This window comes from Bacillus sp. AY3-1 (assembly GCF_008368785.1).
GTDB lineage: Bacteria > Bacillota > Bacilli > Bacillales > Bacillaceae_G > Bacillus_A > Bacillus_A wiedmannii.
Window position 1 is genome coordinate 40,909 of sequence record NZ_QORZ01000004.1, and the last position, 19,331, is coordinate 60,239.

Here is a 19,331-nt window from a genome sequence, read left to right on the forward strand (position 1 = left end):
ACTCGTTTTTTAGAGGCGAATTTTTTAGATAAGGATTTAGAATGAAAAGTATAGGTGATGAAAATGATAGCAACGAAGGATATACGTATAGAGAAAGATTTTTTAGGTGAAAAGGAAGTACCGAGTGTAGCTTATTATGGGGTACAAACATTACGTGCTGTAGAAAATTTCCCGATTACAGGATATCGCATTCATCCGTCACTCATTACGGCAATGGCAATTGTGAAAAAAGCGGCGGCCCTTGCAAATATGGATACTGGTTACTTAGCTAAAGACATTGGATATGAAATTGCAGAGGCAGCGCAAGAAATTGTTGATGGGAAATTCCATGATCAATTTATCGTGGATCCAATCCAAGGCGGTGCTGGAACTTCTATTAATATGAATACAAATGAAGTAATCGCTAATCGAGCTTTAGAACGTATGGGATATGAAAAAGGCGAGTATATGAAAATTAGCCCAAACACGCATGTGAACATGGCTCAATCAACGAATGATGCGTTTCCAACGGGAATTCATATTGCAACTCTTATGATGTTAGAAGAACTTCTTATTACAATGGAAGAACTTCATGCTGCTTTCTGTGAAAAAGCAAAAGAGTTCGATCACGTCATTAAAATGGGGCGTACACATTTACAAGATGCTGTTCCGATTCGTCTTGGACAAGAATTTGAAGCGTATAGCCGAGTGCTTGAACGTGATATAAAAAGAATTAAACAGTCTCGCCAACATTTATATGAAGTGAACATGGGGGCGACAGCTGTTGGTACGGGATTAAATGCAAACCCTACGTACATTGAACAAGTGGTTAAACACTTGCGAACATTTAGTGGATTTCCACTTGTTGGTGCAGAGCATTTAGTTGATGCAACGCAAAACACAGATGCATACACAGAAGTATCTGCGGCATTAAAAGTATGTATGATGAATATGTCTAAAATTGCAAATGATCTTCGTATTATGGCATCTGGTCCACGTGTTGGATTGGCGGAAATTCAATTACCAGCTCGCCAACCAGGTTCATCTATTATGCCAGGTAAAGTAAATCCTGTTATGGCAGAAGTAATTAATCAAGTTGCTTTCCAAGTAATTGGTAATGATCATACAATTTGCTTAGCATCAGAAGCAGGACAATTAGAGTTAAACGTAATGGAGCCTGTACTCGTATTTAATTTAATTCAATCTATTAGTATTATGAATAACGGATTCCGTGTATTCCGGGAATATTGTATTAAAGGAATTACAACAAATGAAGAATTGCTGAAGCAATATGTTGAGAAAAGTGTTGGAATTATTACAGCGGTGAACCCTCATATTGGTTACGAAGCAGCATCTCGTATTGCACGTGAAGCAATTGAAACAGGAAAATCTGTTAGGGAGCTATGTTTAGAACATGGTGTACTGACAGAAGAAGAATTGGATATTATTTTAGATCCGTTCGAAATGACGCATCCCGAAATTGCTGGAGCTTCTTTACTAAAGAATAAGAAGATGTAATGTGAAAAAACACCGATCCATTTGGATCGGTGTTTTTTGTTTAAAAGATATTAAATACAGCATTTAATTGAAGTAAGCTAATAATAGCTAAGAAGATTAAACTATATTTCATCACTGTTTTAAATAGAGCAGATTCTTTACCAACTAGTCCAACTGCCGCACAAGCAACTGCTATGGATTGTGGTGAAACCATTTTTGCTATTGTGCCACCAACTACGTTTAATGAAACGAGAGTAGATGGTACGATGTTTAATTGATCGGCAGTTACTGCTTGAAGTGGTGCGAATAGTGAACCACTAGATACTACTGAACCAGTAATGAATACGCCAATCCATCCTAAGATTGGAGAAAGAATAGGGAATGCATTTCCAGTAGAAGAGAATGCAAGTCCAAGTGTAGATGACATACCAGAGTAGTTCTCTACGTAAGCTAAAGCGATAACGCTACAAATTGTATATACTGGAACCTTTAATTCTTTTATTGTTTCAATCATTAATTCTTTAATCATTTTGCCGTTTACACGGTAGACGATAAGTGAAACGATAATTGCTAATACAATCGCAGTAGTTGTAGAAGAGAATACATCTAGTTTGAAAATCGCTGCGAAAGGTGTATCAGCTTTTGTGATTGGTGCAGTTTTAATAACTTGATTATGAAGACCAGGGAATTGAATGTTAAATACTAAGTTTGCTAATGGACCATCCGGAGCAAATAAAGCTTTAATTGGTTTTAAATTAAAGATTGTTACAAATGCAGTTAAGAATATGAATGGAGACCAAGCATATAAAATTTGATTGAATGTATGAGATTCTTTTTCTTCTTGTTTTTCTTCTTTAGCAGAAGATTTTGGTTGCCAAACACGTAAGAATAATGCAAGAGCGACCATACTTACGACTGCTGCAAAAATATTAGTAAGTTCAGCGCCTAAGAAGTAAGTTACAACAAACTGAGTAATTGCGAAAGAAACACCACTTACAAGAATACCTTGCCAAGTTTCTTTAATGCCTTTAAATCCATCTACCATTGAAACAAGTAAGAACGGTAAAACAATACTAATGAATGGTAAAATAAGAACAGTTTGACGACCGACAGTTAATGCATCTATTCCAGTTAATTGTGCAGGTACTGTAACTGGAATACCCATAGCCCCCATAGCACCACCAGCGATATTAGCTACTAAGCAAATACCCGCTGCTTTTAATGGATTAAAGCCCATACCTACAAGTAATGCAGCTGTAATAGCAACCGGAACACCGAAACCAGCTGCGCCTTCTAAGAAAGCGCCGAAAGAATAAGCGATTAATAATACTTGTAAACGTTGATCATTTGTAATACTTGAAATACTATCACGAATGACATTGAATTGTTCTGTTTTAACAGTTAATTTGTAAAGGAAGATAGCTGCGATAACGATAGTACAAATTGGATAAAATCCAGATAAAACACCAAATCCGGCAGATGCTACCGCTGCAGTTGTAGGCATTTTATAAACAAATATAGCAAGAATAATAGCGACAATTACACTGTAAAGACCAGCCATGTAACCTTTCATTTTGAATCCCACTAAACAAATAATGAAGCAGAAAATTGGAAGTGCTGCGATTAGTGCAGATAACCAAATATTGTTTAATGGGTCATAAATTTGTGTCCAAGTACTCATAATAATGACAACTCCTATCTATTTTATGTGAAGAAATTCACATTATTTGTGAAACTATTCACAATCAACTTACATGCTTAGTATATTCTCCTTCAACACTATTGTCAACGTAAAAAAGTATAATTATTCCATAATAGTGTTAAAAGAAATGCTTTGTTCATAAAGTGGACAAAAAAGCGCACTCAAATGGATTTGAGTGCGCTTTTTGAAGTTATTTCCATATTATTTTGTCTGTTCATATATCATTGATTCCATATGTTAGATGAAGTCTTTGCATTAAGTATATAGGATGTTGGAATAGTTGAAATTTGATAGGTATCACATTCTGGTCCGAGTTGATCTAGTAAGAAAGAGAAAGCAAATGCATTTAATAGGAAGTTTTGAATAACAGTCTGAGCAAGTACAATACGAATTAAAACAACAATAAGTTAATTTTTAATATTATATTATTTTTTTACTGAAAATTCCTTTTAGCGTAACAAAGAGGTTAAATATAACCCAAATACGTTACGATAGGTTATCAATTATAGACGGTATTTTACAATATCATTACTGCACGTTGCAATGAGGTGAAAATATAACAAAAAGCCTGATAAAACAACGTTTGCAAGCAAAGTATTTGCAGCTCGTTGTTTTGCTTTTTCGTTATATCATATAGTATAATATTCAAAATCAGCAAGGAATTTTTCCTGAGCTCTTTGCTGGTTAAGGTGGAAAAAATTTTCAGCTTTATAGGTTGATAAAGTTATGTCGTAACAGGAAATATAAGAACAGATATATAAATAAATAAAAAGAAAATAAAAACGAAAATGAGGGGAACTTTATGAGCCAAAATCAATTCGAATGTCGTATTTCAGAAGAAGATGTACAAATGTTAAGAGCGTTAGCGCATCCGTTGCGTCTACGTCTAGTAATGGAACTAATGCAACGTGGGACTTGTAATGTAACACAATTACAGGAAGTATTAGAAATTCCACAATCAACAGTTTCGCAACATTTAACGAAATTAAAACAAAATAAAGTAGTGCGCTTTGAAAGACGAGGATTAGAAGTGTATTATCAAATTCATAATGATAAAGTAAGTGAAGTTGTAAAAACATTATTTTCTTAAAATTTGAATATTATGGAAAAAGACGTGTGGGATATACGTCTTTTTTTATTTGTCAGAAAGGTAATAGGAGAGAAAATGTTAGCAGGAAAGGAAGAAAAGGCTATCCATTAAAATGCTGCTATATGGAATATATTCTAAAGGGGAAAGAAAAGATAGAAAGGAGTGTAGTAAGTAAAAGGAGGAATAGTAGTATGGATGTAAAACGTGTGAAACAAATTTTATCTTCTTCAAGTAGCATTGACGTTACATATGAGGGCGTCCCAGTATGGATTGAGAGCTGTGACGAGCAGAGTGGGGTTGCTCAAGTGTATGATGTATCTAATCCTGGAGAAAGCGTTCACGTGAACGTGACGGCTTTAGAGGAGAAATGATAAAAAAGACGCTTCTAATTTTAGAAGCGTCTTTTCGAGTGTTATTCCATCATACTCGCAACTTTTTTAGAGAAGAGAAGGAGTACAAGTCCTAAGACGATAACGATAATACCGATACTTGCAAATACTTCAAGGTAGCCTAATGATTGTGTAAAGGAAGCAAGTTTACCTGCTAACCAGTTAGCCATACCCGTACCAGCTAACCATACCCCCATTAGTAATGATGCTAATTTTACAGGAGCGATTGCACTTACCATTGATAGACCGATTGGTGATAAGAATAACTCACCAATTGTATGGAAGAGATAAGTGATAACGATGAATAATAAGTTCGCTTTTACAGTTATATCTGCTTCACTACTTCCAGTTTTTAGAACTGCTAATGTTAAAACAAGGTAACCTATACCTAGTAAAATCATACCTAATGCCATTTTTGTTGGTACTTTTAAATCACCGCGTTTTGTTTTAGAAAGTTTTAACCATAGCATAGATACGAATGGTGCAAGTAGTACGATGAATGCTGGGTTAACTGATTGGAACCAAGATGTTGGAACTTCCCAACCGAAAATTGTACGATCAACAAATTTATTTGTATAAAGTGTTAGAGAACTACCAGCTTGTTCAAATCCTGCCCAGAAGAACACTACGAAACAAGTTAAAATTACAATTGCCCAAGTACGATTTTTCTCTTGTTTTGTTAAAGGTTTCTTTTCAACTGCAGGTTGATTTTTTGACTTTTTACCGACAACTGTTGTTCCTGCTTTACCAAGGTAACGAGGAGCTAATAAGTTGAAAACAATTTGTCCAATAATCATACCGATACAAGCTGCTAAGAATCCATATTTATATCCCATTACTATAACGCCATTAGCGCTTGTTTTAAAGAAATCTTCTGCTAAAAATCCACAAATAAGTGGAGCAAAGAAAGCACCTACGTTAATACCCATATAGAAGATAGTAAATGCACTGTCACGACGTGAATCATTTTTACCATACAATTCACCTAACAGTGTAGAAATATTTGGTTTGAAGAATCCATTACCAATAACTAATAGTATTAATCCAAGGAATAGTCCTGTTTTTGTATTCATTGAGAATAGTACAAAGTTACCGATTGCCATAATAATTCCGCCGAGAGTAATGGCATGACGTCTTGTGATATAATGATCTGTTAGCCATCCGCCTATAATTGGCATGAAATATACTGCCGCTGTAAAAGTACCATATAATTGTACTGCGACTGCCTTATCAAATCCTAACCCACCACTAACAGCAGCAGTTGTTAAATAAAGAACTAAAAGGCCACGCATTCCATAATAACTAAATCTTTCCCACATTTCTGTTAAGAACAACAAGTACAACCCTGGTGGATGTTTTTTTGGTGATTGTTGCTCTCCAGCTTTGTCTAATTTTAAAGCTGCATCCATTTTTGTTTCCCCCTAATCCTGTATAACGGATATTTATGTAATCATTTTAATTTACAAAATATTTAGAAGTCAATAGAATTATATGGAAATAGAAAGAAAATTTCTAAAAAAGTTCTATTTTACTTCGACCGTTACTGTATTTTGCCCTGAAAACGAGATGATAAGCGTTTTCAAATGTAATAATTGAATTCTAAAAGAAAATAAAATAGTGACTAATCAGAAAATTTAGATTAAAATATTTATTCTGATATAGAGAAAATATATTCTATTTACTTTTATAATATAACATATTGGGAATAAAAATACAAAACGAAATAATGTGACATTTAAGTGAATTGAAAAATAACCAGCTCCATAGAAGGGGAGCTGGTTAAGGAAATATTATTTAACAAAGCGTTTTTCAATATCATCTAATAGTAGGTTAGCAGCCATTACACCACCAGCTGTATTCCAAATAACGTCGTCAACTTTGTATGCTTTACCATTTTTCACTGCATTTAAGTTTTTAAATAGAGGATCATTGATATATTCTTTTTCTAATTCAGAGCCTTTTTTCTCGTTTCCTTTGTCGAATGTGAAGTAGAATAATACATCGCCATCCATTGCTGAAATACGTTCTTTAGAAACGTTACGTTCTGCAAAGTCATCTTTATTTTGATCACCAGGACGTTTAAATCCAAGCTCTTTTAAAATGACACCAGAGAATGTATCACCGTGATAAATACGAACATCACCAGGCATGAAGCGAACCATAGAGATTTCTTGATTTACTTTATCGCCTAGTTTGGTTTTTAAATCTTTCATACGTGTATCGTAATCAGTTAAAACCTTTTGCCCCTCTTTTTCTTTATTTAATGCTTTTGCATAAAATTTGAAGTTATCTTTCCATTCACCACGTAGTGTTTCAGAGAATACAGTAGGTGCAATTGCTGTTAGTTGCTCGTACACTTTTTCGTGACGCATTTTGTTACCGATAATTAAGTCTGGTTTTAAAGAAGCGATTGTTTCCACGTTCACTTGTCCTTCGTCACCAACAACTTTTACATCTTTCATTTTATCTTTAATATGTGGATACCATGGGTCACCAGTCCAAGATTTTACAGCTCCAACTGGTTTCACACCTAATTCAAGTAAAGCTTCAGTACCTTCATTTGTTAAAATGACTACACGTTTTGGATTAGCAGGAACTTCTGTTTTACCCATTGCATGTTCCACAGTCATCATTTCTTTTTTCGTATTTTCTTTTGATTCTTCTTTCGTATTTGACTTTCCACAAGCACTTAAAAGTAATGAAAAGGCTAGTAAAAATACAAATATTGTAAACGATTTCTTTTGCATGAATTTCATTATGTACCCCCTACATACTGAGAAGTTTTTTCAATAGCAAGCATGATATTAAGCTTTTATCTTTTGATTGTCAATACATATGGTTGAAAATAATTCTCATTTCCGTTGACAATGCGAATTAAGTTGAAATACACTTACAACGTATCATTATACATTGAAGGGGAAACGCTGCATGTTATTAAAAACAAATCAAGCAAAATGGATTGGATTATTTGTTGGAATCATTGCAGTCGTTATTTGTATTTGGGGAAGTATTATTTTCGGATATACAAATACGAGTTGGAAATTAGCGTTAGATGCTTTTTTTCATTTTAATGGTTCCAATGAACATATTATTATTCAAAATGTGCGTCTACCAAGGGCATTAATTGCAGCTAGTGTTGGTGCTAGTTTAGCCATTGCCGGTTGTCTTATGCAAACTTTAACGAAGAATCCACTTGCTTCTCCAGACTTTATTGGATTAAATTCAGGTGCTGCTTTCTTCATAGTTGTAGCAATTGTTATTTTTTCCGTGACATCATTATCAGCTTTCACGTGGATTGCCTTTTTAGGGGCAGCAATTGCAGCTGTGCTCGTATTTGCTTCTAGTTCTTTAGGAAAAGAAGGGACGACGCCTCTTAAGTTAACGTTAGCAGGGGTCGCAATTAGTGCGTTATTTTCATCATTAACGCAAGGATTACTTGTGTTAAATGAAAAAGCGCTTGAAGAAGTACTGTTTTGGCTTGCCGGATCTGTGCAAGGAAGAAAGTTAGAAATTTTACAATCTGTATTCCCATATTTATTAGTAGGCTGGATCGCATCTCTTATGATGGCAGGGAAAGTAAATACATTAATGATGGGGGAAGACGTTGCAAAAGGACTTGGACAAAGAACGATTTTAATGAAATCATTCGTACTATTTATTATTGTCCTGTTGTCTGGTGGTTCAGTTGCAGTCGCTGGTCCGATTGGATTTATTGGTATTGTTACTCCACATTTTGCCAGATTTCTTGTTGGAGTAGATCACAGGTGGAGAGTACCGTATAGCGGATTGTTAGGTGCAATACTATTAATCTTAGCTGATATAGCAGCAAGATATGTCATTATGCCACAAGAAGTACCAGTAGGGGTTATGACAGCGTTTATCGGGGCACCATTCTTTATTTATATTGCACGTAAGAGAGGGCTTAGCAAATGAAGAAGTATATTCCATTTCGTATAGGAAAAGGCGGGCTCTCGTTTTTAATGTATAAACGAGCTTGTCTCGTCTTATTCAGTTTACTAGTTGTTTTAATAGGATTATTTTTTGCGAGTGCAGGTATGGGAGACATGAAAATTCCTCCGTATGATGTATGGCAAGCGATTACTGGAAATGGCGATGCGATGTCAAATATGGTTGTAAACAAGTTTCGTATGCCGCGTATTTTGATTGCCATCCTTGTAGGAATCGCACTTGCTGTAGCAGGATGTATTTTACAGGGTCTCGTTCGAAATCCACTGGCTTCTCCTGATATCATCGGGATTACAGGTGGTGCAAGTGTTGCAGTTGTATTATTTTTAGCTATATTCAGTGATAAAAATAATGCGCTAACCGTAAGCATTCATTATATGCCGTTAGCAGCCTTCGCTGGGGCAACGATTGTAGCGCTTTTTGTATATTTATTTGCATGGAGAAATGACGGATTATCACCGATTAGTCTTGTTTTAATTGGTGTTGGTTTTTGGGCATTAACGAAAGCGGCAACGACTTTGTTTATGTTGTTAGCGCCAATTTATCAAGCGAGTCAAGCGAATGTATGGATTACAGGTACTGTTTACGGCTCTTCATGGCAAAACGTTATGGTGCTTGCGCCGTGGGTTCTCATTTTAACGGTAATATCATTTATAGCTGCTAGACATTTAAATGCACAAGAGCTAGGGGATGATATTGCGGTAGGACTTGGTGTTCCTTTAACGAAGTCACGCGTATTCATGTTATTACTGAGTACAGCTTTAATTGGTGGCGCAGTTGCCTTCGCCGGAGGAATTGGGTTTGTCGGTTTAATGGCACCTCATATTTCACGAAGACTAGTTGGTTCTTTATACGGTGCATTACTCCCAGTTGCGGCTATTGTTGGTGCAATTTTAGTACTTGCTGCAGATTTAATTGGGCGTACAGTTTTCACACCACTTGAAATTCCAGCAGGGGTATTTACATCAGCAATTGGTGCACCTTATTTTATTTATTTACTTTATAAAAGTCGGAATTCATAAAGGGAGATGAATATGCAAAAAGCATTGGAGACGAAACGTTTGACGTTGTCTTATGGTGAAACAATTATTATTGATGAGTTGAATTTAGAAATTCCAAAAGGCGAAATTACAATCTTTATCGGTTCTAACGGTTGCGGGAAATCAACTTTATTACGTTCACTAGCTAGATTGTTAAAGCCAACAACGGGTGACATTTTGTTAGATAATCAAGCCATTCAAAGTATGCAAACGAAGCAAATCGCTCGTCAAATGGCAATTTTACCGCAAGGACCGCAAGCGCCAGAAGGACTTACAGTATTGCAGCTTGTAAAGCAAGGACGTTATCCATATCAAACATGGCTGAAGCAATGGTCAGAAAAAGATGAAGAAATGGTACAAAGAGCACTTGCAGCAACAGGTATGACAGAATTTGCTGAGCGTGATGTGCATGCTCTTTCAGGTGGACAACGTCAACGTGCTTGGATTGCAATGACGCTTGCACAAGATACAGATATTATTTTACTGGATGAGCCTACTACATATTTAGATATGACTCACCAAATTGAAGTGCTAGATTTATTATTTGAATTAAATGAAACAGAACAAAGAACAATTGTTATGGTATTACACGATTTAAATTTAGCATGCCGCTATGCAGACAATATTGTAGCTATTCAAGATAAACAAATATATGCACAAGGTAAGCCGGAAGAAGTAGTAGATGAGAAGCTAGTACGTGATGTATTCCGAATGGAGTGTCAAATTAGTACGGATCCGTTATTTGGGACGCCACTTTGTATTCCGCACGGAAAAGGAAGACGTGTACGTAAAGAGGTTGTTCAGGCAATGAGATAATGAAAAAAGACGATGAGGATTCATCGCCTTTTTTATTTTCTACAAGAAAATAAGAGGAAGAGGGGAATTCGTAAACGTCGTTCATATTCTTCTTCGCTCTGAAAATAAGTTTGATTTGGTGTAGCTTCTTTTATATTTGTAATCGTAAATCCAGCTTGTTGTAATAATGTAAAATATTCTTCCGTTGTACGATGATATTTAATAACTTCTTGATCAATCCAAGGTTCAACGCGTTTTCCCATTTTAAAATAATCATCGACGAGCCAGCTCGTTCTTTTTCCACTCGTTTGCAAGCTTTCAAATGAAGAAGTAATAACAGGGTGTTGAACACTAAAAGTAAAGGTTCCATTTGTTTTTAAAGCTTCGTACACATTTTGAAAAATGATAGGAAGATGTTCAATATAATGTAAGGCGAGTCTAGACGTTACTAAATCAAAAGTAGAAGGAGGGTATGTGTAGTCTTTGAGGTTTAAACAATGGACGGTTCCATTTTTATTTTCTAGTTGTTTTTTAGCTTTTTCATACATAAGTTCGGAGCCTTCAATACCAGTGTAAGAGTGGCAGCCATTCTCTAATAATTCCTCGCCAAACTTGGCGTCACCGCAGCCTAAATCGAGGATTTTCTTTCCTTTCACATCACCAATGAGTTGAAAGAAGGCTGGCTTTTCAAGTGATTCATTTGGGCTATTTTCTCGGTATCTTCGTTTCATATATTGTTCAAAAAATGCTTCGTTATTATATACATCAGATTCAGTAAATGCCATGATTGAAGCCCCCTTAAATATTTTTTTTATTCTACCAAATATGAAAAGTAAATGATAGATTTCTTGTAATGAATCATATATAATCTAGAATTGTAAGCGGTTACTTTAAACTATTTTTCTATAATAAATTCTGAAAACGTGTTAAGCTAGTAGAGGGATTATTAGAACTATTAAGACAATAATCCGCTTACATGAACGATGGGAGGCTTCACAATGTCTAGTAAAACACTTGCAAAATTTTTAGAAGAAAATTTAGAGGATTTAAAATCAAAGGGGCTTTATAACGTAATTGATCCGCTTGAGAGTTCAAATGGACCGATCATTACAATTGGCGGAAAAGAATATATTAACTTATCTTCAAACAACTATCTTGGATTAGCAACAGATAGCCGTTTGCAAGAAGCAGCAATTGGCGCAATTCATAAGTACGGCGTTGGAGCAGGAGCTGTTCGTACAATTAACGGTACTTTAGATTTGCATATTAAATTAGAAGAGACAATTGCAAAGTTTAAACATACAGAAGCAGCAATTGCTTACCAATCAGGATTTAACTGTAATATGGCAGCGATTTCAGCCGTTATGGATAAAAATGATGCGATTCTTTCAGACGAATTAAACCATGCCTCTATCATTGATGGTAGTCGTTTATCAAGAGCGAAAATCATCGTTTATAAACATTCTGATATGGAAGATTTACGCCAAAAAGCAATCGCGGCGAAAGAATCAGGTCTTTACAATAAATTAATGGTAATTACAGACGGTGTCTTCTCAATGGATGGAGATGTTGCAAAATTACCAGAGATTGTTGAGATTGCAGAAGAATTAGATTTAATGACATATGTAGACGATGCACACGGTTCAGGTGTACTTGGAAAAGGTGCAGGAACTGTAAAGCATTTCGGTCTATCTGATAAAGTTGATTTCCAAATTGGTACATTATCAAAAGCAATTGGGGTAATTGGTGGATATGTAGCAGGGAAACAAAACTTAATTGACTGGTTAAAAGTTCGTTCACGTCCATTCTTATTCTCCACAGCATTAACACCAGCTGATGCAGCTGCATGTATGCGATCAATTGAAATTTTAATGGAAAGCACAGAGTTACATGATCGTCTCTGGGAAAATGGCCGCTATTTAAAACAAGGGTTAAAAGAACTTGGCTTTAACATTGGAGAAAGTGAAACGCCAATTACACCTTGTATTATTGGTGACGAAGTATTAACACAAGAATTTAGTAAACGTCTAAATGAAGAAGGCGTATATGCAAAATCTATCGTGTTCCCAACTGTAGCTAAAGGAACAGGACGCGTTCGTAATATGCCTACAGCAGCTCATACGAAAGAAATGTTAGATGAAGCAATTCGTAAGTATGAAAAAGTAGGAAAAGAAATGGGCATCATTTAAGTAACGACATCTTTTGAATAGCTTGCAAATGAGGAGTGGGGAAAATGAAAAAAATTCTAGTAACCGGTTCTTTAGGGCAAATTGGTTCTGAATTAGTAATGAAACTTCGTGATGTATACGGTGCATCAAATGTTATTGCAACAGATATTCGTGAAACAGATAGTGAAGTAGTAACGTCTGGTCCATTTGAAACGTTAGATGTAACAGATGGACAAAAACTACATGATATCGCAAAGCGTAATGAAGTAGATACAATTATTCATTTAGCAGCTTTACTTTCAGCAACAGCAGAAAAAAATCCGTTATTTGCTTGGAATTTAAATATGGGTGGACTTGTAAATGCATTAGAAGCAGCTCGTGAATTAAACTGTAAGTTTTTCACGCCAAGTTCTATCGGTGCATTCGGTCCATCAACACCGAAAGATAATACGCCACAAGATACAATTCAGCGTCCTACTACGATGTATGGGGTAAACAAAGTAGCAGGAGAATTACTATGTGATTATTATCATCAAAAGTTTGGCGTTGATACGCGCGGTGTACGTTTTCCTGGTTTAATTTCTTACGTAGCTCCTCCAGGAGGCGGAACAACTGATTATGCGGTTGAAATTTATTATGAGGCGATTAAAAAAGGCACATACACCTCATACATTGCAGAAGGAACATACATGGATATGATGTATATGCCAGATGCTTTACAAGCGATCATTTCATTAATGGAAGCTGATCCAAGTAAACTTGTGCATAGAAACGCGTTCAATATTACAGCAATGAGCTTTGAGCCAGAGCAAATCGCAGCATCAATTCGTAAACACATCCCGACGTTTACAATGGATTACGCTGTAGATCCTGCTCGTCAAACAATCGCTGATAGCTGGCCAAACTCTATTGATGCAACAGCAGCAATGAAAGAGTGGGACTTTAAAGCAGAATACGATTTAGACAAAATGACAACTGACATGTTGGCTAAGTTAAAAAAAAAGCTCACAGCTGAGTTAGTGATAAATTAATAGGGAGGGTCGATTCTTAGGAATCGACCTTTTATTTGTATTTTAGGAATATACAAATAATTACAAGTGTGATAGAATGAGCTAATTTGTGCATAAAGGGGAGAGATACAATGGAGAAATGGGAGTTAGCAAAGGGAATTTATAATACGTCACGCTTAACAGGAACATTTAAACTTCGATCAGGACAAGTATCAAATCAATACTTTGATAAGTACTTATTTGAATCTAATCCAGTACTGTTATTAGAAATTGCTAAACAATTGAAAGAGTTCATTCCTCCTGGGACAGAAGTACTTGCAGGTTTAGAGATGGGAGGAATTCCAGTAGCGACAGCATTATCTTTACAAACAGGTATACCTGTTGTATTTGTAAGAAAAGAAGCGAAAAAGTACGGTACATGTAAGTTGGCAGAGGGTGTTGATATTACTGGGAAGAATGTTTGTGTGGTTGAAGATGTTATTACGACAGGCGGTCAAATATTATTAAGCACGAAAGATTTAAGAGAATTAGGTGCGAAAGTCCATCATGTTCTAGGCGTCATTGAACGAACGAAAGAGGGAAAAGCAAACTTATTAAAAGATGGCTTACAGCTACATTCCTTATTTACAATGGATGAGTTAATTGAAGGAGAAAAGGAACATGCAAAGAGTTGACGTCGTATACGCACTAATACATGATGAAGAAACAGATAAAATATTAATGGTACATAATGTAGAACAAAACGTTTGGTCATTGCCAGGCGGGGCTGTTGAAAAGGGTGAAACGTTAGAGGAAGCTCTAGTAAGGGAAGTAAAAGAAGAGACAGGTTTAACGGTTCTGGCAAGTGGACTTGTTGCGATCAATGAAAAATTCTTTGAAGAGTCAGGGAATCATGCGATACTTTTTACATTCCGAGCAAATGTAGTAAAAGGTGAACTGATTGCGGGAGATGAAGAAGAAATTTCTGCAATAGAGTGGGTGAATCGAACGATCGCAAATGAACGATTCCCATTCTACGATGGCGGATTCGAGGCATTATTAGAAGTAGCCATTCCATATAAGTTTCAATCAGAAACAAAGTGATTGAAAGAAAAAACAGGAGCGACAACGCTCCTGTTTTTCTATTCAATCGTCTTCAGTAGTAACTTTTTCAATAGTGGTTTAATCTTCAGACGTAAATCTTCAGCATGATTTGCAACTAAGAAGTGATGGTTATAAATGTTCTTCATTAATTGATAAGTGGCTTCTTTCGCTTCGCCTTCTTCGATGAAGATTCCGATTACTTCCATACCACTTTTACGAGCAAGTTTGACTGCTTCGTGCGTATCTAAAATTCCGTCTTGTTGATAGTCTAGTGCAGAAGGTTCACCGTCTGTAAAGACAAGTAAGAATTTATGTTTTTCTGGTCTTTTCGCAAGCTTTTCGGAAACGATACGAATAATATACCCGTCGCGGTTATCTTCTTCTTCGCGAAGTTGCATAATTTCTGGACCGACGTTTGGTAACGTTGAGTTTTTATACGTAACAACTTCATGGATAACGTTCGGTTTATCTTCAGGTTTAGCACTAGAAGCATCTTCCCAAAATCCACTAATAGCGTGCGGGATTTTTAAAGATTTTAAAGCTTCATGGAATAGGACCACACTCTTCTTCGTTTCTTCCATTTTGTTATACATAGAACCAGAGCAGTCCACTAGTAGTTGGAATGCAACGTCAAGTTCTTGTGATTCTTGTCCTTTTTTATAAAACATGCGCGGCTGCTTTTCAGTATAAATACGAAGGAATTTCTTACGAAGTCTTCCGTAATATTTATCACTATTTGCATTCGTTTTATTTTCAATCGTTTTTTCGATAATTTTCTTTAATTCTTTTACATCTTTATTAACGACTGATTTGATAGCTTGGTAATCCTTTTTTTCATCAGGATTTGATTTGCGAGCTTCTTTAAATATATGAGAAGCACCAACGTTATACTTACCGTATGCACCCTCGTTTTGGCTAGAAGCGTGTGAAGCTCTTGCTTCTTCTGTATCAGCGCCATCAAAGTTGGATTGTGTACTTTTTTGAGAAGTACCTTGTACAGAACCAAGTGCTTGGTCGCCATCTTCTGATTCACGAGCAGTATCACCCATCATATTTGTTTTTGTTCCGCTTTCTAAATCAAAGCGTAAAAAGTTCTCGTTTTCATTGTTTTTATTTTCACGGTGCCATGTAGAGAAGCTTTCATCCATTTTGTTCTTATTTTCATCGTCATCTATGAGCTGCGTATCATCATTTGCTAATTTTTCAGCGCGACTGTCTTTCTCCTCTGCAATGACAGATAAATAAAGCGGAGCATGTCCGAAATAATTATTAAGCATATCACTTTCAAGAAGTCCTTCTAAACGATAGCGAATTTTTTCAACGATATACATAATGTCTTCTGTATTACGAGCTTGGAATGTTTCATGCAAAATTGCTTCAATTTGCTCGAAATATTCATTATTAAACATTTCATATTTATCGCTCGTTAATGAAAGATAGCAGAGACAAAATAGACGATCACCGTGATAGTTACGAACACGATTGATTTCATTTTGTGAACCAAAGTAATTGCGATACATTTCTTTTCTTCTTTTAAAAACATGCTTTGTGCCAGGGCGTAAGTTTTTTACGATTTCCTCAACACGTAAATCTTCTAATAGAACAAATAATTGTGTTAAAAACTTTTTTAAGGGTGATTCTTGTAATTCAATCGCATAAGAACGAATTAAAGTCATGTCCGAGTAATGTTTATTACCAAGTGCTTTTAAAAACACTTCGCTTTTTAATCCGATTACTGTATCCTCTTCTTTTCGATCATCCCAAAAGTGACTAATGACAACCTTTTTTTCAATTTCGTCGTAGTATGCTTTATAGCCATACTCAAGGTAGGCATCGTCTTCTTTTAGAAGAGCATACATTAAGTTTTCCATTTGTAAAAACAGCGACGCATCAATTTTTTTGTCACTAAAAATTTGTCTCATGAATTATCCCTCAAAGAAATAACTTTCTGCTAATTCACGGACAGTCATTTGTTCTGTTTCATCGTTTAATTTTGCGATAATACTACGTTCAATTGCACGCATAACAGGAATATATACACCTAAATCACATGCGTCGATAATGCCACGAATACTTGCTGCTTCTTCACTTACACGTCCATCACGAGCTAAAGGCATAAGGTCGCTTGCAAATGCAACGAACTTTTCAATTGTTGCAACATCATTTAATTTTGATTCAGATAGTAATAGTTCTTTTAATGTGTCACCTTGAATGTATGGAACTTCAATAATAACGAAACGGTTTTTTAATGCTTCGTTTAGTTCACTTGTTCCAACGTAACCTTCATTAATTGCTGCAATTACACGATACTCGTCATCGCCATATACAACCTCTTGTGTAAATGGATTTGTAATCATTTTACGGTAATCTAATGCACCGTGAAGAAGTGGTAACGTTTCAGGTTTTGCCATATTGATTTCATCAATATATAGGAAATGACCGTTCTTCATTGCTTTCATAAGAGGGCCGTTAACAAATGTAACTTCAGATGCGCCATCTTTCGTTTGTAGTGTGTTGTATCCTAAAATACCTTCTACATCTAGGTCAACAGAACAGTTAATGCTATGCATTGGTTTTTGGAATAAAGAAGAAAGAGTTTCAGCTAGTACTGTTTTACCACTACCAGTTGGCCCTTTTAATAGAATGTTTTTGCCAAGAAGAAGTGCTGTAATAGCATCTTCAATAATGCTGTTATCAGATGCTTTATATATTTTCTTTCCAATTAAATGTGCGTTTTCACCAGCTTCTTGTTTATTTTTTTCGTGAATGGTTGAGAGCTGTTGTTTTAAATCAGAATGTATATGAAATTGTTCTAACATGTATTTCCCACCTAACATTATTTTCATAAAGTAATACATCTTATGATAACTTGTTTTAATATGGTATGCAAAGAAAAGGAGAGAGGGGAAATGGAAAAGAAAAAGCAATCAATAGTACATTGATTGCTTACAGTAAAGGAGAAATGAGTCGCATGAAAGACTCTAATATTCGTTTTTTGATACTTCTTTTTTGGAATGCGTTCCATTTAATTTCAGTGGAATGCTTAAAGTCGTCTTCAAAATCATGTTTAATATCATGAACGGTTTCTGATTCATATAGTACGCTAATAAGTTCATAATTTAATTCGAAGCTGCGTACGTCCATATTTGCCGTTCCAATTGTCGCGATCTTATCATCAACGAGTACAATTTTTGCATGCATAAAACCATCTTTATAACTATAAATGGAAGCACCAGCTTTTAAAAGCGGAGTGAAGTAGGACTGAGATGCTTGATCACTAATAATACTATCACTTTTACCAGGATATAAAATACGTACATCTATGCCAGATATTGCACTTAAACGTAATAATGTTAAAGTTTCTTGATCTGGAATAAAGTAAGGTGTAGCGATCCAAATCGATTTTTTTGCAGATCCCATAACAGCTAATAATGTATTGCGAATGCTTTTATCATCTGAGCTAGGCCCGCTGGCTACAATTTGCACAGCACCTTCTGCACTTGAAATTTCTTTACCTGGGAAGTATTGTCTATTCATAAATTGATCCCAAGAATAAGTATTCAATCCACTAGAGGCATAGAGCCAATCTTCTAGAAAAATTGCTTGTAATTTATATAACGCTTTTCCTTCTATTTTTAAATGACTATCACGCCAAACGGGAAATTTTTTTGAACGGCCAAGATATTCATCACCGACGTTGAGTCCACCAGTAAAACCGATTTCTCCATCTACAATAACGATTTTTCGATGGTTACGATAATTGACAGTTTCAAGTAACCAAGCTGAAAAAATAGGGTCAAATTCTACAATTTCAATACCAGCTTCTTTCATAGGTTTTAAAAAGCGTCTTCTTAACGTATTACTTCCGAGTCCATCATAAAGAAAGCGTACAATAACACCAGATTTTGCTTTTTTTATTAAAGCATCTCGAACTTTCGTACCAATCTCATCAGATTTATAAATATAGTATTGAATATGTATGTGATGTTTTGCTTGCTCGATAGCTTGCAAAATTTCTGAGAATGTTTGATCTCCATTTGTTAAAAGTTTTGTCGTCGTTCTATCTGCGGCAGGACCGCCTCCAAATTTTTGTACGACTTCTGTTAAATGTACAGAACGTTCATGTAAGGGGACTGTGAGTGATAATTCTAGTCGTCTTCCTTCTAATATTTCACGGAATAATTTTCTTTGTTCTTCTGAACGATGGAGATGTTTTTTCCTTCTCCAACGGCTACGACCGAAAATAGAGTATAAAAGCACACCTACAACAGGAAGAAGTGCTAATACTAAAAACCACGCTAAAGTGCTTTGAGGAGACCTATTTTCGATGAAAATAACGAATGAAATTCCTATGATTGTGATGGACCAGAGAGCACCGACAAATGTATATAAAGAAATAAACGATGTATTTAATAGGAAAAGAACGATAGATATAATTGTAAATATTAATAGTAATTGAACGATAGGCTTCTTCATTTCTATAAAATTCCTCTAATCTTTCTTAAATATAGACTTCTTATATAAAAGGTATAATCCGACATTCTTATTATAAAGTGTTTTGTTTTTTTTACAAAATATAGACATTTTCCCCATGCTTTCCGCATTTGTCCTA

Annotated in this window: 17 protein-coding genes; 10 read left to right on the plus strand and 7 right to left on the minus strand. The window is 35.5% G+C overall.

Translation table 11 applies throughout. The annotated features are described in order from the left end of the window. Positions 1-63: 63 nt before the first annotated feature. On the plus strand, positions 64-1,497 hold the full coding sequence (gene aspA / locus DN389_RS02035) for an aspartate ammonia-lyase (RefSeq protein WP_098190559.1): 1,434 nt from the start codon (positions 64-66) through the stop codon (positions 1,495-1,497). A gap of 40 nt (positions 1,498-1,537) precedes the next feature. Here aspA and DN389_RS02040 read toward each other — a convergent pair whose 3' ends face one another. Next, on the minus strand, positions 1,538-3,157 hold the full coding sequence (locus tag DN389_RS02040) for an L-lactate permease (protein ID WP_046957351.1): 1,620 nt from the start codon (positions 3,155-3,157) through the stop codon (positions 1,538-1,540). A gap of 823 nt (positions 3,158-3,980) precedes the next feature. On the opposite strand from DN389_RS02040, the gene DN389_RS02045 reads away from it, so the two are divergent. Both DN389_RS02045 and DN389_RS02050 read left to right on the plus strand, forming a co-directional pair. Beyond that, positions 3,981-4,268, plus strand: a complete 288-nt coding sequence (locus tag DN389_RS02045) for an ArsR/SmtB family transcription factor (RefSeq protein WP_000081429.1) — start codon at positions 3,981-3,983, stop codon at positions 4,266-4,268. A 191-nt stretch (positions 4,269-4,459) separates the two neighbouring features. After that, entirely contained in the window at positions 4,460-4,639 is a 180-nt protein-coding gene (locus DN389_RS02050; RefSeq protein ID WP_000382688.1) for an acid-soluble spore protein H, read from the plus strand. 41 nt (positions 4,640-4,680) lie between these two features. On the opposite strand, the gene DN389_RS02055 is transcribed toward DN389_RS02050, so the two are convergent. Beyond that, positions 4,681-6,066: a peptide MFS transporter gene (locus DN389_RS02055; RefSeq protein WP_046957350.1), complete on the minus strand. Its 1,386-nt coding sequence runs from the start codon at positions 6,064-6,066 to the stop codon at positions 4,681-4,683. A gap of 381 nt (positions 6,067-6,447) precedes the next feature. Then, on the minus strand, positions 6,448-7,413 hold the full coding sequence (locus DN389_RS02060; protein ID WP_060487020.1) for an ABC transporter substrate-binding protein: 966 nt from the start codon (positions 7,411-7,413) through the stop codon (positions 6,448-6,450). Positions 7,414-7,585: 172 nt separating this feature from the next. On the opposite strand from DN389_RS02060, the gene DN389_RS02065 reads away from it, so the two are divergent. From DN389_RS02065 to DN389_RS02075, 3 genes are read left to right on the plus strand one after another with little or no spacing between them, the layout of a single operon-like run. Then, a complete protein-coding gene (locus DN389_RS02065; protein WP_149236775.1) occupies positions 7,586-8,590 on the plus strand; it encodes a FecCD family ABC transporter permease in 1,005 nt (334 codons plus the stop codon). Beyond that, entirely contained in the window at positions 8,587-9,645 is a 1,059-nt protein-coding gene (locus DN389_RS02070) for a FecCD family ABC transporter permease (protein WP_087983390.1), read from the plus strand. The genes DN389_RS02065 and DN389_RS02070 overlap by 4 nt, the downstream gene beginning before the upstream one ends. A 12-nt stretch (positions 9,646-9,657) precedes the next feature. Next, a complete protein-coding gene (locus DN389_RS02075; protein WP_098856869.1) occupies positions 9,658-10,479 on the plus strand; it encodes an ABC transporter ATP-binding protein in 822 nt (273 codons plus the stop codon). Between the two features lie 32 nt (positions 10,480-10,511). On the opposite strand, the gene DN389_RS02080 is transcribed toward DN389_RS02075, so the two are convergent. Continuing rightward, positions 10,512-11,243, minus strand: coding sequence for a class I SAM-dependent methyltransferase (locus tag DN389_RS02080; protein ID WP_149236776.1), 732 nt, complete (start codon positions 11,241-11,243; stop codon positions 10,512-10,514). Positions 11,244-11,456: 213 nt separating this feature from the next. Here DN389_RS02080 and DN389_RS02085 point away from each other — a divergent pair, with 213 nt between their 5' ends. The 4 genes from DN389_RS02085 to DN389_RS02100 all read left to right on the plus strand — a co-directional run bounded on the left by DN389_RS02085 (position 11,457) and on the right by DN389_RS02100 (position 14,719). After that, a complete protein-coding gene (locus DN389_RS02085; RefSeq protein WP_000095914.1) occupies positions 11,457-12,647 on the plus strand; it encodes a glycine C-acetyltransferase in 1,191 nt (396 codons plus the stop codon). Between the two features lie 44 nt (positions 12,648-12,691). After that, positions 12,692-13,657 carry an L-threonine 3-dehydrogenase gene (locus DN389_RS02090; RefSeq protein WP_098190766.1) on the plus strand — a complete coding sequence of 322 codons (966 nt, stop codon included), beginning with the start codon at positions 12,692-12,694 and terminating at the stop codon, positions 13,655-13,657. Positions 13,658-13,767: 110 nt separating this feature from the next. After that, complete coding sequence (gene pyrE / locus DN389_RS02095) at positions 13,768-14,310, plus strand: orotate phosphoribosyltransferase (RefSeq protein WP_142343652.1); 543 nt, start codon at positions 13,768-13,770, stop codon at positions 14,308-14,310. Next, positions 14,297-14,719, plus strand: a complete 423-nt coding sequence (locus DN389_RS02100) for an NUDIX hydrolase (protein ID WP_001189955.1) — start codon at positions 14,297-14,299, stop codon at positions 14,717-14,719. The genes pyrE and DN389_RS02100 overlap by 14 nt, the downstream gene beginning before the upstream one ends. 38 nt (positions 14,720-14,757) lie before the next feature. Here the strand turns inward: DN389_RS02100 and DN389_RS02105 are convergent, their stop codons facing one another. The 3 genes from DN389_RS02105 to DN389_RS02115 form a co-directional block, all read right to left on the minus strand. Further along, entirely contained in the window at positions 14,758-16,641 is a 1,884-nt protein-coding gene (locus DN389_RS02105; protein ID WP_088121273.1) for a vWA domain-containing protein, read from the minus strand. Between the two features lie 3 nt (positions 16,642-16,644). Beyond that, positions 16,645-17,538, minus strand: coding sequence for an ATP-binding protein (locus tag DN389_RS02110; protein ID WP_000892986.1), 894 nt, complete (start codon positions 17,536-17,538; stop codon positions 16,645-16,647). A 127-nt stretch (positions 17,539-17,665) separates the two neighbouring features. Further along, positions 17,666-19,195: a cardiolipin synthase gene (locus DN389_RS02115; protein WP_088121274.1), complete on the minus strand. Its 1,530-nt coding sequence runs from the start codon at positions 19,193-19,195 to the stop codon at positions 17,666-17,668. Between the last annotated feature and the right edge of the window lie 136 nt (positions 19,196-19,331).

Bases quoted from the DNA above. Each gene is read 5' to 3' on its own strand.
- DN389_RS02115 (WP_088121274.1), bottom strand. From the start codon at position 19,195: ATGAAGAAGCCTATCGTTCAATTACTATTAATATTTACAATTATATCT.
- DN389_RS02085 (WP_000095914.1), top strand. From the start codon at position 11,457: ATGTCTAGTAAAACACTTGCAAAATTTTTAGAAGAAAATTTAGAGGAT.
- DN389_RS02055 (WP_046957350.1), bottom strand. From the start codon at position 6,066: ATGGATGCAGCTTTAAAATTAGACAAAGCTGGAGAGCAACAATCACCA.
- DN389_RS02060 (WP_060487020.1), bottom strand. From the start codon at position 7,413: ATGAAATTCATGCAAAAGAAATCGTTTACAATATTTGTATTTTTACTA.
- DN389_RS02040 (WP_046957351.1), bottom strand. From the start codon at position 3,157: ATGAGTACTTGGACACAAATTTATGACCCATTAAACAATATTTGGTTA.
- DN389_RS02105 (WP_088121273.1), bottom strand. From the start codon at position 16,641: ATGAGACAAATTTTTAGTGACAAAAAAATTGATGCGTCGCTGTTTTTA.
- DN389_RS02100 (WP_001189955.1), top strand. From the start codon at position 14,297: ATGCAAAGAGTTGACGTCGTATACGCACTAATACATGATGAAGAAACA.
- DN389_RS02080 (WP_149236776.1), bottom strand. From the start codon at position 11,243: ATGGCATTTACTGAATCTGATGTATATAATAACGAAGCATTTTTTGAA.
- aspA (WP_098190559.1), top strand. From the start codon at position 64: ATGATAGCAACGAAGGATATACGTATAGAGAAAGATTTTTTAGGTGAA.
- DN389_RS02070 (WP_087983390.1), top strand. From the start codon at position 8,587: ATGAAGAAGTATATTCCATTTCGTATAGGAAAAGGCGGGCTCTCGTTT.
- DN389_RS02065 (WP_149236775.1), top strand. From the start codon at position 7,586: ATGTTATTAAAAACAAATCAAGCAAAATGGATTGGATTATTTGTTGGA.
- DN389_RS02075 (WP_098856869.1), top strand. From the start codon at position 9,658: ATGCAAAAAGCATTGGAGACGAAACGTTTGACGTTGTCTTATGGTGAA.
- DN389_RS02045 (WP_000081429.1), top strand. From the start codon at position 3,981: ATGAGCCAAAATCAATTCGAATGTCGTATTTCAGAAGAAGATGTACAA.
- DN389_RS02110 (WP_000892986.1), bottom strand. From the start codon at position 17,538: ATGTTAGAACAATTTCATATACATTCTGATTTAAAACAACAGCTCTCA.
- pyrE (WP_142343652.1), top strand. From the start codon at position 13,768: ATGGAGAAATGGGAGTTAGCAAAGGGAATTTATAATACGTCACGCTTA.
- DN389_RS02050 (WP_000382688.1), top strand. From the start codon at position 4,460: ATGGATGTAAAACGTGTGAAACAAATTTTATCTTCTTCAAGTAGCATT.
- DN389_RS02090 (WP_098190766.1), top strand. From the start codon at position 12,692: ATGAAAAAAATTCTAGTAACCGGTTCTTTAGGGCAAATTGGTTCTGAA.